Annotated in this window: 13 protein-coding genes; 3 read left to right on the top strand and 10 right to left on the bottom strand. The window is 51.4% G+C overall.

The features are described 5' to 3' along the window. Positions 1 to 527 precede the first annotated feature (527 nt). The 5 genes from ACQE3D_RS03470 to ACQE3D_RS03450 all read right to left on the bottom strand — a co-directional run bounded on the left by ACQE3D_RS03470 (position 528) and on the right by ACQE3D_RS03450 (position 4377). The gene (locus tag ACQE3D_RS03470) at positions 528 to 803 is read right to left on the bottom strand and encodes a hypothetical protein (protein WP_313729076.1); all 276 of its coding nucleotides are present in this window, start codon (positions 801 to 803) and stop codon (positions 528 to 530) included. Positions 804 to 960: 157 nt separating this feature from the next. Then, positions 961 to 1605, bottom strand: a complete 645-nt coding sequence (locus ACQE3D_RS03465) for a hypothetical protein (protein ID WP_313729077.1) — start codon at positions 1603 to 1605, stop codon at positions 961 to 963. 447 nt (positions 1606 to 2052) lie between these two features. Then, a complete protein-coding gene (gene tnpC, locus ACQE3D_RS03460) occupies positions 2053 to 3612 on the bottom strand; it encodes an IS66 family transposase (protein WP_427551397.1) in 1560 nt (519 codons plus the stop codon). A 31-nt stretch (positions 3613 to 3643) separates the two neighbouring features. After that, positions 3644 to 3994 carry an IS66 family insertion sequence element accessory protein TnpB gene (gene tnpB / locus ACQE3D_RS03455; RefSeq protein ID WP_313727828.1) on the bottom strand — a complete coding sequence of 117 codons (351 nt, stop codon included), beginning with the start codon at positions 3992 to 3994 and terminating at the stop codon, positions 3644 to 3646. Beyond that, positions 3970 to 4377, bottom strand: a complete 408-nt coding sequence (locus tag ACQE3D_RS03450) for a transposase (protein ID WP_231883784.1) — start codon at positions 4375 to 4377, stop codon at positions 3970 to 3972. Before ACQE3D_RS03450 ends, tnpB begins: the two co-directional genes overlap by 25 nt. A 202-nt stretch (positions 4378 to 4579) precedes the next feature. On the opposite strand from ACQE3D_RS03450, the gene ACQE3D_RS03445 reads away from it, so the two are divergent. From ACQE3D_RS03445 to ACQE3D_RS03435, 3 genes are all read left to right on the top strand, one after another. After that, positions 4580 to 4918: a hypothetical protein gene (locus ACQE3D_RS03445; protein ID WP_313729078.1), complete on the top strand. Its 339-nt coding sequence runs from the start codon at positions 4580 to 4582 to the stop codon at positions 4916 to 4918. Positions 4919 to 6220: 1302 nt separating this feature from the next. Then, on the top strand, positions 6221 to 8080 hold the full coding sequence (locus ACQE3D_RS03440) for a right-handed parallel beta-helix repeat-containing protein (RefSeq protein WP_313729080.1): 1860 nt from the start codon (positions 6221 to 6223) through the stop codon (positions 8078 to 8080). Between the two features lie 654 nt (positions 8081 to 8734). Then, the gene (locus tag ACQE3D_RS03435) at positions 8735 to 10840 is read left to right on the top strand and encodes a right-handed parallel beta-helix repeat-containing protein (RefSeq protein WP_313729081.1); all 2106 of its coding nucleotides are present in this window, start codon (positions 8735 to 8737) and stop codon (positions 10838 to 10840) included. A 365-nt stretch (positions 10841 to 11205) separates the two neighbouring features. On the opposite strand, the gene ACQE3D_RS03430 is transcribed toward ACQE3D_RS03435, so the two are convergent. The 5 genes from ACQE3D_RS03430 to ACQE3D_RS03410 all read right to left on the bottom strand — a co-directional run bounded on the left by ACQE3D_RS03430 (position 11206) and on the right by ACQE3D_RS03410 (position 16352). Beyond that, positions 11206 to 12072 carry a hypothetical protein gene (locus tag ACQE3D_RS03430; RefSeq protein ID WP_313729082.1) on the bottom strand — a complete coding sequence of 289 codons (867 nt, stop codon included), beginning with the start codon at positions 12070 to 12072 and terminating at the stop codon, positions 11206 to 11208. A gap of 350 nt (positions 12073 to 12422) precedes the next feature. Beyond that, on the bottom strand, positions 12423 to 13517 hold the full coding sequence (locus ACQE3D_RS03425; RefSeq protein ID WP_313729083.1) for a Gfo/Idh/MocA family protein: 1095 nt from the start codon (positions 13515 to 13517) through the stop codon (positions 12423 to 12425). A 14-nt stretch (positions 13518 to 13531) separates the two neighbouring features. Then, positions 13532 to 14302 (bottom strand): WecB/TagA/CpsF family glycosyltransferase, encoded by a 771-nt coding sequence (locus ACQE3D_RS03420; protein WP_313729084.1) that lies wholly within the window; start codon positions 14300 to 14302, stop codon positions 13532 to 13534. A 274-nt stretch (positions 14303 to 14576) separates the two neighbouring features. Then, on the bottom strand, positions 14577 to 15719 hold the full coding sequence (locus ACQE3D_RS03415) for a glycosyltransferase family 4 protein (RefSeq protein ID WP_313729085.1): 1143 nt from the start codon (positions 15717 to 15719) through the stop codon (positions 14577 to 14579). A 15-nt stretch (positions 15720 to 15734) separates the two neighbouring features. Beyond that, positions 15735 to 16352, bottom strand: coding sequence for a CatB-related O-acetyltransferase (locus ACQE3D_RS03410; RefSeq protein WP_313729086.1), 618 nt, complete (start codon positions 16350 to 16352; stop codon positions 15735 to 15737). Between the last annotated feature and the right edge of the window lie 46 nt (positions 16353 to 16398).

Here is a 16398-nt window from a genome sequence, read left to right as displayed (position 1 = left end):
ATGCCATCCGTCGGATTCGCCGTTCAAACCGGCAATTCGAAGCAAAACACGCGCATTTGTCAACGCAATTGGGAGAGATAACAAACATATCCCCATCGACTCTCCGGCATCGCTGGACACTTAAAACACGAAACCCCGAAGATTTTGCGTCTTCGGGGTTCGTTGGTATTTTCTAGGTATTTGATTCCACGAATCAATAAAGGTCTTAACGACCGAGTACAGAAATATAAGTTAGAGACACTGTCGCAAACCTCCTCGTCATATAGACTATTCGATATCGTTAACGGAATCGCTTTATCCAATTGATCCCGTGGTTTTTAGTGTAGCTGATTCTTGTCGAAAATCTACAAATCTCTAACCGAAACAATCAGACCAGGCGCATTCCAACCCACGAGACTACCAGTTTAGGCCAGAATCCCATTCCGGCCAAAGCAAAACGCCCCCCAAACGAACCGGCGTTACTTCTTCTGTAAGTTGTCATTCCGGCATGGATCGCCGGAATCCAGGCACCATGGATGGGTTCGAGCCTACCATCCTTGGCTCTGGATGCCCGCTTCCCGGCGGGCATGACGAACTCGTGGAGAATCTGACAAAGAATTAACAAGCAAAATGAAAACACTACCAAATAACCAGATTGAACCTGGGATGGGTACACTCGCAATCGGAGTCAATGATTCCGCACCGTACCAAGAGTCTTTGACAATGATTTGACCTCGATCATTGATGCCGAAAGCCTCTGTGAAATAAACGCCTGCTCCCAGCGGCGAACTCGCAAAATCTACCAGTAAATTTAGATCGATCATACCCCCATCATCGCCTTGCTTTATAAAAGCATGTCGCACGCCACTGCCATTGATCTTCGACTGGCATTTATCACCTCGGCACCGCAACAGCGACAATATGCCGCACATAAAAAAGCCGGCATTACCGCCGGCTTTTTGAGGCGAGCAATGCGTAAGCCTAGGCTTTCATCAAACGGCGGCGTTGTACACCCAATACCCCCAACAAACCGGTCAGGAACGCCCACGCGGCGCCCGGCAGAGGTACCGCAGCAGGCACGATGGGCGATACGCTCAAGCTACCGGTATACGTACCGCTATTAAATGCCAACCCTTGCACTTTCAGGAAGTAATTGCCCGCGCCGATTACCGGGACGTTGTTCAACGTAATGGTATTGAACGTCGTCAACAATGCTTGATAAAACGACGGGAAACCGGGGATCGGCAAAGAAACCAAAGTCGGCGCGGACGCGCTCGAGAAAGAACTCAACGAACCGGTCGCAACGAGAGCAGCGGACGAATCCAGCAACTCGACGCTAGCGCTGGCGATGCCAGTGGTACTGGTCACCAACGGCGACGCAAAATCGCTAGTCAAGCTGACCACGGTTTGAATAGATTGAAAGCTCAAGGCGCCGGACAAGTTGTAGGCGCTATAGGCGTTGTCGATCGCAAAGCTGTAAACGTCCTGAAACGAACCGTCCGCAACCGACTGGTTGATCACGGTTGCCGAGGCCGGCGTTAAAACGGTACTCGCTTGGACCGCCGATACGCTGGATGCGGATAGTACGACAAAGCCGGCCAGCAGAAGTGATTTTACGACTTGCATGAATTTAACTCCTGAATGATTAAACTTGCGTCACAGTTTACGGAGTCGGTAAAGCAAGCAACATTAGACCAAAGTACATTTAGGTAAGCCTCGTCTTACAGGCCGACCCCACCTACCTGCGATCCGCGCAACCCAATCGCGGCCGGTCAACCCAGACCATGTCGAATTGCTTTTCGCGTTTGCCGCGACATTGGCACTTCCTCCGCTATACTCCGTGTCGAGTCCACGGAATTCGTCATTTTTGAACAATGCCCAGCATTGTTTCGCGGCGTTTTCTGTCCAAAACATCTAACGCCCATCATTTCCCTAGGTTCATTTCAAAACGGCAAACGCCAAATTCTTTCTAAACTCGGAGGTTATGATGTCCAGCGAATTGATTAAAGGTAAGCGATCTTTGAAGGACGCACTAGAACTGAAACGGACAATGACTTAACCGTTGGCGTACGATTAGTCCGTTAGGGCGTCGAGATTCCAAGGCAACAGCGCTTCGAACTCTTCGACAGTTTTTGCGGTGGGAAGCTTTCGGAACAGATCGACCAGATAGGTGTAAGGGTCGACGCTATTGGCCTTACAGGTTTCGATCAACGAGTAAAGATTAGCGCTGGCACGGGCGCCGGCCACCGTATCGCAAAACAACCAATTGCGGCGGCCCACCACGAAGGGGCGTATGGCGTTTTCGCAGAGGTTGTTGTCGATGGGCCAAGCGCCGTTGTCGACGAAGCGGATCAGTTTGGACCACTGCGATGACAAGTAATGCAAAGCCTTGCCCAGCAAACTACCGGGGATTACCGCATGCAGATGTTGTAGCAGCAGGGCTTCGATTTTGACCAAAACCGGTCGGCTTTGCTCCTGGCGCCGCTGCCCACGCTGTTCGACGCTCAGGTCTTCCGTCTGAGTTTCAATCGCGTACAGTTCACCCATCGCCGCGATAAACTGCGTCGCCAGTTGCTCCGGGCCGCGCGCGGCTTTAGGAATGGCGGCTTCGGCCTCGACAAAATAACGCCGCGCATGCGCCCAACAGCCGAGGTGAATCGCACCCCGGCTGGCTGCAATGGCGTTATACACCTCATAGCCGTCGCTCATCAGTACCGCGCCGGGTTTGATGCCTTCATACAACGGCTGCGCATGCGTTCCGCCGCGCCCCGGCGTGTAGCTGAACAGCCGAATCGGCGGTCCGGAGCCGGTCATTTGTGCCCACAGATAGCTTTTGCTTTGCGCGGCTCGGCCGGATTCTTTGAGCACTTGAACCACGGTTTCGTCGCCCAGGATCAGATCGGCATCGAGCAGATGGTCGCGCAGCAAGTTGATGATGGGTTGCACTGCGTCGCCAACCCGCACCATGCTAGCCGCCAGCGTGTTGCGCGACAGATCGCCGCCGAAACGGCTCAACAGCGCGGCTTGCCGATACAGCGGCAGGCTATCCTGGTATTTGGCGGTGACGACCCAGGCTAATGCCGTTTCGGTGAGTAAGCCTTTGGGGATGATGCGAACCGGTGCCGGCGTCACGCGAATGCTTTCATCGCAGCACGGGCAGGCATATTTGACGCGGTGATGTTGAATGACTCGCACCTGTTGCGGCACGATGTCGAGCTGCTCGCTGATTTCAGCGCCGATTTCCACCAGACGAGTACCGTCATGCGCACAGATGCGTTCGGCTTCCGCTAATTCATGGCGCACGATCTCACGCGGCAGATGCGGATCGAGCGGTTTGCGACCGCGTTTCTTACGGCGGTGACCGGCCACCTCGACCGCTTCGGGCGTGGCTTCCTCGGCGATTGGAGCACCGTTCGGCGCCAACACTTCGGCTTCGTTCAGGAACAGGTCGCGCTGGGCCGGATTGGCCCGCGCCTCGGATTTTGCGGCATACAGCCTATGCAGAAAGGCATCCACACGTTCTTTCAATAAATCCCGCTCGGCCGTCACCAACCGCAGTTGACTCGCCAGCCGTTGCTGCTCGGCCAGCAAGGCTTGGTAGTCTTCGGTGGACAGCGTGATGGTGGGCGTCATGCCGTTATTTTACCGGCTTTACATCCGCGTTTCAGCCCACTTGGGTATAGGTTCGTGCCGGATGCGGCCGCATCGCGGCCAAGTCAATACCGGCTAACAACCAGTGGAGTTGCTCGACCGTCAACATCACAACTGCTGCCTCTTTCGGCCAGTGAAAACGGTCGGCTTCCAGCCGCTTGAGCATCAACCAAAAACCGGTGCGGTCCCACAACAGCAGTTTGATCCGATCCCGCCGGCGGTTGCTGAACACGTAGATGGCCGGCTCGAACGGATTCAAGCCTAATGCCTGCTCAACCAGCAGCGCTAAACCATTGATGGCCTTGCGGCCGTCGACCGGCTCGCGGTGCAGGTAGACCTTCAATCCTGCGTCGAAACGAAACATGGCAGCTCGGCCAACGCCTTCAAAATCACCGGCAGGTCGCTCAGTGCGACAGGCTGTAACGCGAGTTTAACGCCGTTGGGCAACTCCGCACTGAGCGCTGACTCAGCCGGTTTCTCTGCGCTCAGCGACTGAACGGGCACAAAAGCCGGCAACGTTAATGGACTGTTCGGATTCGGATGTCCTGTTTCTCGGTAATGCCCCATCCACTTGCGCAGCAGATTGGCATTGATACCGTATTGCAGAGCGATCTTGGCAACCGATGTGCCCGAATGCAAGCAAACTTTCACTAGCTCCCGCTTGGCTTCCGGATCATAAAGGCAACGGCCGTCTCGCCCGTGCCCCACGATTAATGGCCGCGATAATCGCGTGTTATGCTCCTTCATAGGTGTCCACCTGATTATAAGTGGACACTATCTTCGTTCCTTTCGAGCTGTTTATACAGATGCTGTTAAAGGACCGCTTACGATTAAAGGAGAACTACTCCCAGACCAACAAGAAGCCGTATTAAAACTGATAGGAGACATACAGGCCCAGCTACCGTTTTTAATCGACTTATCGATAGAAGATAGAAAGGGGCTGCCTAAAATGGGCGGCAAGAGCCGAGCCTTCGTCGATCAAGGCCTGGCATTGGCCACGCAAAACACAGGTATTCTGCCGCGTATCTTCGATCTGGACGAATACCGCGCCGATGTCGAAATGGTCAGAAATCTGGAACCCCTGATGATGGCTATGAGACAACTGATGAAAAAAATGGAAGATACTTTTTTAGCGGCGGGCAGCGACGCCTATACCCAAACGCTAGTTGTCTATCAGTCCGCCAAACTAGCCGGCAAGGACGGCTCCCTGGATGAGCATCTGGATAGTTTGGGCAAACGCTTTGCCCGCAAGACGCCAGGCTCGTCTTCCGACAACAATCCCAAGTAGCGATTAACACGCTTGTTTAACGGCTTTGCCGGGCACAACACCCCGGCAAAGCTAACACGCCCAGCCGGAATTAGCGTTGCCGCAGTTAAGAGCATTCCGGCTCCCGCGCGTCCCTACTTTGCCAAAAGGCTTTCAAAGCAAAACCTCAAAAGGTCGAATCATAAGACCCAACGCTTTAGCTGCAACAACCAACGACGCCATTCGAACAGGCCGACATCCGTTAGCGACACGCGGACATTTACGTAGAACATCCGCAACCGACCGATCAACACACAGAATTCTCCAATGGGCATCCAGCGTTCCGCGATCAACATCGGACGTTCTCCGATAAACAGCCCTCAATTCACAAACAACATACAACCGCCGCCGATAGCCCGTGGGGCGTGCGCTGCAATCACGGAAGCCCCGCTGTCAAACAAAAATCATCCAGTGTTCAAATTAAACGCCTGACTGTCCAACAATCAATGGCGCCTGTTAAAACAAGAAGTCTGACTTGCAAAAATAGATTGCTCGATGTTCATCAGAGATCGTCGGCTATCAGGAGGAAATGCTTGAGTGTTGAAGCGAACCTCTTGCCTGTCCAAACGGGAACCATGCCAAACCAAACCATCCGAGTCTGCGGAGGTAAAACAACCTATTGATTTGAGGTAATTTCCTCCCAACCTTCCGCATACGGGGAATGACCTACCGGCATTGGAAATGCTAAAGATAAAATTCTTTTTCGTTCCAGACCGGAATGATCAGTAGCCAGAAAACACCATTCCCCGCCTTTTACGCGCCTTCGCGACGCAGCGGCTCCTACATCCAGAAGCGGCCAGGAAAACACTGCCGCTGGGAATAGCACCACGGGTAACAGATCGCCAGGGGTTGGAGAAATTGACCTTCTGTGCTATATAGACCTAACCCCATCCTTGTAATAATCCTAAAGTATCCTCGTATCCCAGGACGGAAACACACCCTCCCCGAATTCATTATATTTTTAACCGCTTGCAAGCCATGGTCGGCGAAACATAGGTATGCCAAGCCAGCTTTTAGGAGAAGTTTATGTCAATAAGACTGATAGTCAGTGCCGCGTCGCTTTGTTTCTGTTCGGTATCCCTAGCCAAGGACATTTACGTTGCCAGGAACGGGGACGACAGGCTGGACGGATCGTCCACAACAATAAACACTGCCACCAAAACCGGACCGTTCAAAACCCTCGCCAAAGCCCAACAAACGATACGCGACCTGAAAGCCGCCGGCAATCTGACCGAAGCGGTGACGGTACATATAAGCGCCGGCGTCTACCAACTGAAAGCCCCGTTGGAGTTTACCGAGGCCGATTCAGGAGAAGCCGGTAAGGACATTACTTGGCTTGGTGAAAAAGGCGCCACGTTGATTACCGGCGGCCTACTGTTAACAGGCTGTCAAGCTTACGACGCCGAAAATCCCGAACAAATCCTCAGTTGCCCTCTGGACTCCACAATAACCGACAGCATAACCGCCGAAGACAACAGCCGCATTAAGGGCAATGGCCCGGCGTTCGAAATGTTCTTAAACGAATCCCGCATGCAACCGGCCCGTTATCCGGACTACGGCTGGCTTTACATCAAGACTCCGTCGAACGCTAAAACCCAATTCAGCGTTTTCCAGAAATTGCCAACCTTCTCCGGAGACCTGAGCAATGCGCAAGTACATATTTTTCCCGGTAACGATTATTATGATCAATACTTGGGCGTAAAAATCCTGGATCAAGCCAACAATAAAATCACCTTGGCCTCTGAAAGCAACTATGAATTAGCCGAAGGTCGACGTTTTTATCTGCAAAACGCCAAGGATTTTCTGACCACCCCCGGCGAATGGTTTTACGACAAGGATAATGCCCAGCTATTCTTCATTCCACCTTACGATTCGATCCCCAAATCGCCGGTTATTTCGTCGACAAAAAACCTAGTTAACCTGACCGACGCAAGCCATATACGCTTCGAAAACTTGACACTCAGGCACAGCACCGGCGACGCGATCACGATCATAAACTCCGACAGCCTGGCCTTCGACAGCTTGGAAATCAATAATGTTGGCGGGAAAGGCATTGCGGCCGACGAGCAAAGCATTGTCGATGATAACAATACCAATATCACAATATCCAACAGCGCTATTCATCACACCGGAACTGGCGCCATCGCTCTAACCGGTGGCGACAGACCGACATTGCAAGCTTCCGGTAACAGCATTTATAACAACAAAATTTACAATTTCAGCACCAACCTAATGATATACGGTGTGGAAATAGGAGGCGTTGCAACTCACGTCTCTCACAACTTAATTGCACAAGGGCTTAGCGGCGGCATACGCTTTGCCGGCAATGACCACGTAATCGAAAAAAACGAAATTTATTCGATTTGCCAAAACAGCAATGATTGCGGAGCCATATACGCTGGGCGCGACTGGACATTTCGAGGCAATATCATCCGTTACAACTACATCCATGACTCTTATGGCTACGGGTTGGCGAATGTGGATATCGCCAAAAATATAATTCAGTACACCTACACAGGTGCCAGAGGCGTGTATTTGGACGACGGCCTGAGCGGAACCACTGTATTAGGCAACCTACTGGTCAATGCCGGAAGCAACTCCATTCAATTGGGTAATTGCAGGGACACTGTAGTTGAAAATAACATTATCAAAACCAATAAGTTTGGCTTATGGGTGTCGATGTATAGTCCATATTACAACTGGGACTGGAATCGGGCGTCATTGTTAACCATGCCTATTGATAGCGAATTATGGCAAACTAAATATCCCGAACTGACTCAGCCGATGGCGCACGACACCTGGTTGGAAGGGAATACTATTCAGCATAACGTTGTAATCTCGACGGCTTATAAAGGCTACTCCTTAAGATACCAACTGGCTTCGGAAAGCAATCAAGTAGATCACAATTTAGCATGGCACGCGAGCAGCGACATTCGAGTGGATTATAGAATACCGGATACCGGGGCATTGAAAGGTGGCGCACTTTGGAGCGACTGGATTGCCCAAGGGTTAGAAACCGATAGCTTGAACGAAGATCCTTGCCTAACAATCGTAGGCAGCACGGTTCGATTGACCTGCGACAACTCGCCGATTACCCGACTGGGCATCAAAAGCCTGCCATCCGATATGGGCTTGGCAAAATAAGCTTGAAAAACTGAAGCCTGCGGGTTTTAGGCGCCCGACACGCGAGAACCCTCAGTCCCAGGAACTGCCGCCCTTGTGATCACAAGGGCGCGACAGGGAAATAGTTAGTCAAGAATAGCTGGCACTTGCCCTGGTACCGCGAAGTTAAGCATTACTCCCTTTACAACTATTAGATTTCTCGACCGTGCCACGAAGCGAATCCAGCCACGCACCGTGAACGCCAACAAGGCGATAGGCTTTTCCAGGTAACGGTTCTAACCTACGATTTACTCTGAAAGCCACCGGACGCCGCCACCCAATCCGGTATTGGAAGGCTGTCAATCGCGGCTAAAGCCGCTCCCACGCCACTGACTTTCATTTGCCGGGGGAATACAGCATTTTCAGATCGTCACTCTGAAAGTCACCGAACGGCCGGTAGCCCATCCAGTGTCGGAAGGCTGTCAATCGTGGCTAAAGCCGCTCCCACGCCACTAACTTTCATTTGCCGGGGGAATGCAGCGTTTTCATGACCGTTAGGTCAATGGAACGGCTCTCACCCCAGGGCCTCTATACTACACTGGTACTCAACATCGCGGCCCAATCCCTCTCCTAGCCGTTTGTTTTTTCTTGCGGAGTACGGTTTCATCAAAATTGTTAGACACAGGACAACGCATTATGAAATTTCCGATCCTTAGCTTGACCACCACGGCGTTCATCGTTTTCATCACACCAGCCGCGGCCTTGGATTACTTTGTCGGCCAGAATGGAAACGATGCGTGGTCCGGAACTCGCCAGTTTCCCAATGAATCCGGAAACGACGGCCCTTTCAAAACGCTGGAACGGGCGCAGCAAGCAATCCGGACTGCAAAACAAAGCCGGGGACCTGACGAGACCATTCAAGTCAATATCGCTGGCGGCACCTATTATCTGGACCATTCTTTGCTGTTTAACGACACCGATTCCGGTACGCCGAACCACGAAATCGTCTGGCAAGCTCAACCCGGTGCAGACACGATATTGAGCGGTGGACAAGCCATTCAATGCAAATCAGGCGCCGACAATTTGTGGCACTGTCCGTTTTCGAAAGTACCTGTCAAAACCGACTCTATCGATAGCGACCGGATTCAGGGCAACGCACCGACCTTCGACGTTTATGTCGGTGACCAGCGTATGACCCTGGCACGCTGGCCGGATCAGGAATGGGCGCACATCAAACTGCCATTCGACGACAAAAGCAGTTTTAGCGCGATGGAATCGCTACCACCACTGGGTCAAGATGTCTACGATGCGCAACTGCATATTTTCCCCGGCAACGATTGGTTCGATCAATATGTTGGCGTCGAAACCATCGATAGCACGGCCAACACCATCAAAACCGCGAGTCCCGCGAAATATAAGCTGCAATCCGGCAGACGTTTTTATCTGCGCAATTTGCGCGCACTGCTGAATATGCCAGGTGAATGGTATTTCGACCGCCAAGCCAAAGAGGTCATTTTAATTCCGCCGGAAAAGGCCGGCGCAAACAGCACCCCCGGTACCGCGATAGTTAGTGTTTTACCGAACTTGCTTATTGCCGATCACATAGCCAATGTCAGCTTCAAAGGATTAAAGTTCAAACATAGCGACGACACGGCCGTGATTGTCAAGAATGCCTCGAATGTGCTTTTCGATGGCGTGGAAATAAGTCAGACCGGCAGTAAAGGCCTGGAGATTAAGAGCGGCCGCCGCGTAACCCTGGCGAATAGCAAGGTTCACGATACCGGGACTCAAGGCATGGTGGTGTCCGGGGGAGATAAAAACCTATTACAAGTATCCGGACACACAATACGAAACAATCAAATAGGCCAAACCGGCCAAATATTATTGATGAATCGACCAAGCATCGAAATAAACGGCGTTGGCAATATCGTCACCAATAACTTGCTGGAATATGGGCCTAGCAACGCAATCATTCTTACAGGAAATGATCATTTAATTGAAAAAAATGAAATTCACGACTTTTGCCTGCAAGCGGCCGATTGTGGGGCCATCTATACGGGCCGGGACTGGTCGGCCCGAGGCAATATCATCCGTAACAATTACCTTCACGAGGTGATCGGTTATGGTATGAAGAGTGTGGATATTGCCAACAATCAGGCTATTTACCAATCTCCGAATTATTCGATGGGCGTGTATTTGGATGACGGTGCCAGCGGTTTCGATGTCAGCGGCAATATATTCAAAAACGCAGGATCTGTCGCTATCCACATACATGGAGGAAGAGATAACAAGATTCACGATAACCTAATCGTCACCAATGATTCGGCAATTTGGGTCTCGCAAATGGTTGAAACCTTCAATTGGAGTGAAAATCAAAAGAAATTGGATACATCGCCCTACAAAACGGCACACTGGCAACAAAAATACCCTGAGTTGGCGGCACCTATGACAAACAAAATCTGGCCGGAAGGGAACCGGATAGAGCGGAATGTCGTGGTCAGCAGCAAATCAGATGGCCAAATCTTCCGATACTGGTTACCCACAATGGGTACTGTAATAGGAAATAATATCGTGTGGTCTACCGCCGGCAAGGTCGCTGTCAATTACTTCTTCAGCGAGAAAGGCACGAAAAAATCGATCATTAATTGGCAAGACTGGATTAACCTAGGAGTCGAAAAAGATAGCTCGATCGCTGACCCATGCGTTAGCATTGTTGGCAAACAAGCAGTCTTTTGTGCCGAATCGCCGGCAAAGCGCATCGGCTTTCAAACTATTCCAGCCGATATTGGCTTGATTAAATAATATGGTACAAATTAAGCTTAAATTCCGCGTTCAAAGATTTTCGGCAATTTAATTGATGGTACGCAATTATTCAGCAGTCGGAAGAAGTTAGTTTACTCTTGATCGCGAGCTGACTTTTGCTAGACTCCGAACAGTGACAAGTATATTTACTATGGTAATCGCACTTCAAAGTTCGGTTTTTTGCCCCCCCTCTCCCGTAGGGCAATGCCGTTAAGTTAAGTCGTTCGTGGTGAGCTTGTCGAACCATGAACGGCTTAACCAATCGCCCTTCGACAGACTCAGGACGAACGGTCAATCCTTAGCGTTACGACATTATTGGAGCGAGGAGGTATACGTCGTGGTGAAAACCATTTCGCGACGGCAAATCAATTCCGAGGCCAATACCGATCAACCAACTCGCGGGTAGACCGAATATTGCCTTTGCTGGAAGCACCAAAGACAATCGATTCGATATTCGGCTGGGCACAGACCCATTCGATAGCCTCGTTGGCTGGGATGGCGCCGGAGGCGAATACCGACATCGCGATGGCTCGAAATTTTTTCTCTTTCAAGGCCGTTTCGTAGGCCTCGAATCCGCCGGACATCCTGAATCCTACTTTATTGATATTCGCGCAAACGATGGGATTCTCGACACCCAATTCCTCCAACACATCCAACAGCCTCGGCATATTCATCGTGATAAAGCCGGGCTCGGCGCCGTATCTCGCCTTGACGTGGTTGGCAAATATCCGGAAGGCTTCGTTAAAACCCAGGCCCAGCAAAAAGTCGACGACCACGTTCTGCAAGAAAATCACCGGTGTTTGCAAGCCAGCGAACATTTTCATCTCGGCGTCTATCAATAAAGTGGTGATGCCTTCGATGTCTTTTTTTGCCAATGACATACCGCCACGCATAGCCGAATCCAGGAAGCCTTCTTCCGGCAAGAAGTGTTTGATCGCCCCCAACAAACCGTGATCGGTCATTGCATTGGCGTATTTATGCGCATAAGGCATGCAAGGGTAAAATTTATAATCGGCGTAACGTGTTGGGTTGGCGCGCATGTGGTCGCAAACCAAGGCTATCCGCTCGTGCGTGGTACACATAAAGGTTTTGATGCCTTCGTCGTAGGCATTGTCCAATACCTCGATCACGGCCCCGATGTCCTGAAAACGCATGGCCTGAGCACGCGCCTTTTCTTCCGACATATGATTGACGCCAAAAAATTGATTGTCGCCAAAAAGTAATTGGTCCATCTAATCTACTCCAGCCCCTTCATGGGGTAACTGTTAAAAACGGGTAGCAATTCGTCAAAGGCTAAAAGCGGGCAAATTCCCTGTTTATTACCCCCTCGCTCTGCGGAAAGTTAAGACGAGGAAAACGAACCCACAGTTCGCTAACCTCTTTTCTACCCCAATACCGTTTAGTTAAGGCTTAACCATTCGTCCCGAGCAAAACCGAAGGGCGGGTGATTAAGTCGTTAATGGTTCAACTAGCTCACCACGAACGGCTAAGTTAACGCATACCGCCGTAATCGCGGCTAAAGCCGCTCCTACAACACCGTGCTCAGCCAGCCTGGGCGATAACGATCACAACCAGCCTATCGTCAATTGCTCAAGAACGAAAACAGCCCGCCTTTTTTAGGGGCGGTAACCGGCAAAGCTTCGTCGTTTTTCACCGACGGCCCCTTTTCGGCATCGGCAATCATCATCGCGATCACTTTGTCGGTTTCGGCCGCGCTGGCAAACGAGTTGACGTTTTCGGCACGTTTTTCGGCGATACATTTAACGAAGTAATCCAATTGCGCGGAGTATTCCTCGCCGCGCACATAAAACCAGACTTCTTCCGTCAACGCGGTGGTGTTGTTGACATTCCAGCCTTGTTGGTAACCGGCCGGTATCGTGGCGGTATCGCGCAAATAAACTTGCAACTCCTGGCGGTCCGCGATGATTCTACCCTTGGCCCCCCAAATGCTGAATTTAGTGCTCATTTTGCGGTAAGACTCGTCACTCCAGTTCACCGAGATTTGCGCATTCATACCGCCGGGGTAATACAAGGTACCGAAGACCTCGTCATCGGTCTCCTTAGAAAATACGCTGTTCAAGACACTGCCGCCAACGCCGAGCGGCATGCCGAGATACCAAGTCAGCAAATTCAGCGGGTGCGCCGCATAATCGTAAAGACAACCACCGCCGGCGGTACGCTGAGTTCGCCACGAACTGCCTTTGGGACGCATCACGACCGGGCCGTAAGCCTCGGCCAGAACGTGGGAGATATCGCCGATCAAGTTCATGTCCAGCAAACGCTTGACCTCTTGAAACACACCGACAAATCGGTAATGGTAGCCCACCTGATTGACCAAGCCTTTTTGCGCCGCGATACCGGCCAGTTCCTCGGATTCTTGCGGATTGAGACTGAACGGTTTTTCGCAAAATACATGCAAGCCTTTTTCCAATGCCTTGCGAACCATCGGGCCGTGCATGCTGGACGGCGTGGCAATCACCACCGCATCCAGTTCGGCATCCCGCAACATGACGTCGTAATCGCTGAACGTCGGCACCCCGGTATATTTATTCAACACGTCCAGGACGTAGCCAGTCGCGTCGCAGATCGCCGTTACCTGCACATCGGGATGTGCATTAATAATCGCCAGATGCGACAACCCCATTTTTCCCAAACCTACAACAGCTACACGAACCACCGCATTACTCCTTTTCAATTAACTTTTGCTCGCTGAAACCGCCGCATTAAACCAGCCGCGGCGGCCTCGGCGACGAATATAAACGACCACCAATAACGCTTAGCCCTTAACTTAGGCTGTATGATCAGCCTGAATACCCACTCCAATCCCAGCGCGCGTATCCATTCCGGCGCCCACGGCACCGCGCCGGAATGGTAATCGAAGGCCGCGCCAACCCCAACCATCCAGGGCGCGCGAACCCGGTGCAAATGCTTGGCGATCCAGGCTTCCTGCTTTACCAGACCTAAGCCGACCCAAACGATATCGGGCTTGGTCTCGTTGATCATGCGAACGACTTCCTCGTCCTCTTCGGCGGTCAGTTCCCGAAACGGCGGACAGTAGGTGCCGACCACCTGCATTTGCGGAAATTGTTCTTTCAATTTCTCCGCCATTAAATCCGCGACGCCTTCCTTGCCGCCGTAATAAAAATGCCGCCACCCTCTGGACTGACCGTATTCACTGCAATCCAATTGCAAGATCGGGCCATTATAACGGTTGATTTTCAAGCCCCAAAAATAACCGGCCGCGATGACGCCCACGCCGTCGCACAATGAAAAGTTAGCGTTTTGAACGAATTTTAAATGATCCGGGCGGCGCAAGGCGTGATACATCGATTCGGTATTGGTGATCGAGATGTATCGGCCGGTTTCGCCCGCTGAAATCGCCCTAGCCATTTCGGCCAAAACGTCTGCGTGGGGCCCGGTGTAAACGGGCATCCCCATCAACCTGTCTGTAAAGGTTGTCACGACAAAATCCTCTGAATAAATAATTGAGTAACCGCTAGCACGATTAACACGGTTTCTACTCTTATGTCCGATGACCCCAAAGAACAGCCACGAGGAAGAGTTTTTATCCCTATAAGACCGAACTTTCCCAATTCGGCATAAGGTCTGCCACAGAAAACTAGTTCTCGGCAATGTGCCTTATTATACGATTGCCAAACCCAGGACAATTGCCTTAAAAACAGTTTTCCGTTGGGCGCTCTCAGAAGCCAGCAAAACCCTATGGGCAAAACTTGCCCTATTTTTTACGCTCCATCGCCAAACACCGCTCCATGCCGTCAACGAAATGATCGATCATATTCGTCAACGTATAACGACGCGCGGCGGCCAACGCATTGGCGCGTATCCGCTGGTAGGCTTCGGAATCCCCAAGTAGTGTCACAATGGCGTCGGCGTAAGCATCCGAAGCGCCGTTAACGACCAATCCGTTCTCACCGTCCTTCAAATAAGCGATCTCGGGACTATGTCGCGCGTCGGACGTTGTTACCATCGGCAAACCGGCGCAAAACGCATCCAATACGTGCAAGCCAACCAGGCCGGGATTCAATATTACGTCGGCCAGGCGATAATAGGCCGCTTTTTCTACCCCTTTTCGAACGCCCCGCCAATGCAACCACGGGCGACTTTCCGCTGCCGCCTGAATATCCGCCGCGCTAGGCCCGTCGCCAATAATCACCACCTGAAAATCCGGAATCGACTCGCGAATCCGGTCGGCCGCGGCGACCAGATAGTCCAACCGCTTATCCGGATAAAGCGATCCGCAATACAATCCTACGCGACTGGTATCGCCGATACCCAACTCGGCACGAACTTCCCGCAATCTATCATCCGATATCGTCGCCAAATCGGCTTCGAATCGTTCGTTGTCAATCGCATTGTCCAACACGGTGATGCGTTCGGCAGGATAACCGTCCGCGATTAAAATATCCCTGGTCATATCAGTGTAAGCAAACCACCAATCGACGCTATCGACCATGTACTGCTTCCATCTTTCCCGCAAACCGCTCGGTTTCGTAGTCTGAAAGTTACGTCCATGCCCCCAATAGGCTAACTTCGTTTTATGAAACCCACGCAACAGCAACCAGGGATAATTGGACACCAAACGATTTTCCTGCATCACCACCACAAGTTCCGCATCGCGATGCTCCTCCGGATAGGGCTGCCAAAGAATATCCTTGCCCCCGATAGACACGTAACGATTAACGACGACGCTGGCCCAAGGCAAAGTGCCGACATCGCGTTTCTTTTCCTCGCGCTTGGTTGGCTGTCCGTGAACCAAATGCAAATCTATGCCTCGAGCGGCGCTGGCCGAACGCAAGCCTTCGAATAATCCCAAGCGATAATGCAACAACCGATGTTGCAAAATGACGACTTTTTTCATGTCCTATCCAATCGATTAATCAAGTATTGAATTTTTACCTGGTTCGATAACCCAATGCTCGTAACCTCTTTCCGACGAGACGAAACGTCCGGAAGTGATGGATGCTTCGTGCGTATCGATGGTTTCTTGGTCTTTGAAGCGCATACCCACCTTCTGGGCCGGATTACCTGCAACGATCTCATATGGCCCCACATCTTTCGTTACCACCGCCCCAGCCGCGACAATCGCACCGCGAGAAACCGTGACGCCGGACAGAATGATGGCACCATAGCCAATCCAAACATCGGCACCGATCACCACTTTGTCGTTTCGATAAGGATTCGGTGACGATTTGCTGTCTATCCACGGAGAAAACCGAACCGGAATACCAACGCATCGAAAGTCGTGGTCCCGCCGCCCCACCAACGCAACTCGATTCGCAATTAAAACGTAATCGCCAATATCCGCATTGGTTTCCACCAACACATCCTTACCAATATACACACCATTGCCGATGGTAATTTCATTCGGCGCCCAAAAACGACCGCGCGCGCCGATATGTAAGTCTCTTCCAACCCGAGTAATCGACGTTGAGCGCATTAATTTTAACTGTGTTTGTATGCGACGCCCAGCAGCTAATAAATTATTAAACATCTTTGTTTAGCCTGCGGAAATTTTATTTTCAAAAATAAATATAGTT

This window comes from Methylomonas sp. MS20 (assembly GCF_050275925.1).
In the GTDB taxonomy this organism is placed as follows: Bacteria; Pseudomonadota; Gammaproteobacteria; order Methylococcales; family Methylomonadaceae; genus Methylomonas; species Methylomonas koyamae_A.
This window is presented reverse-complemented; position numbering and strand designations above follow the sequence as displayed.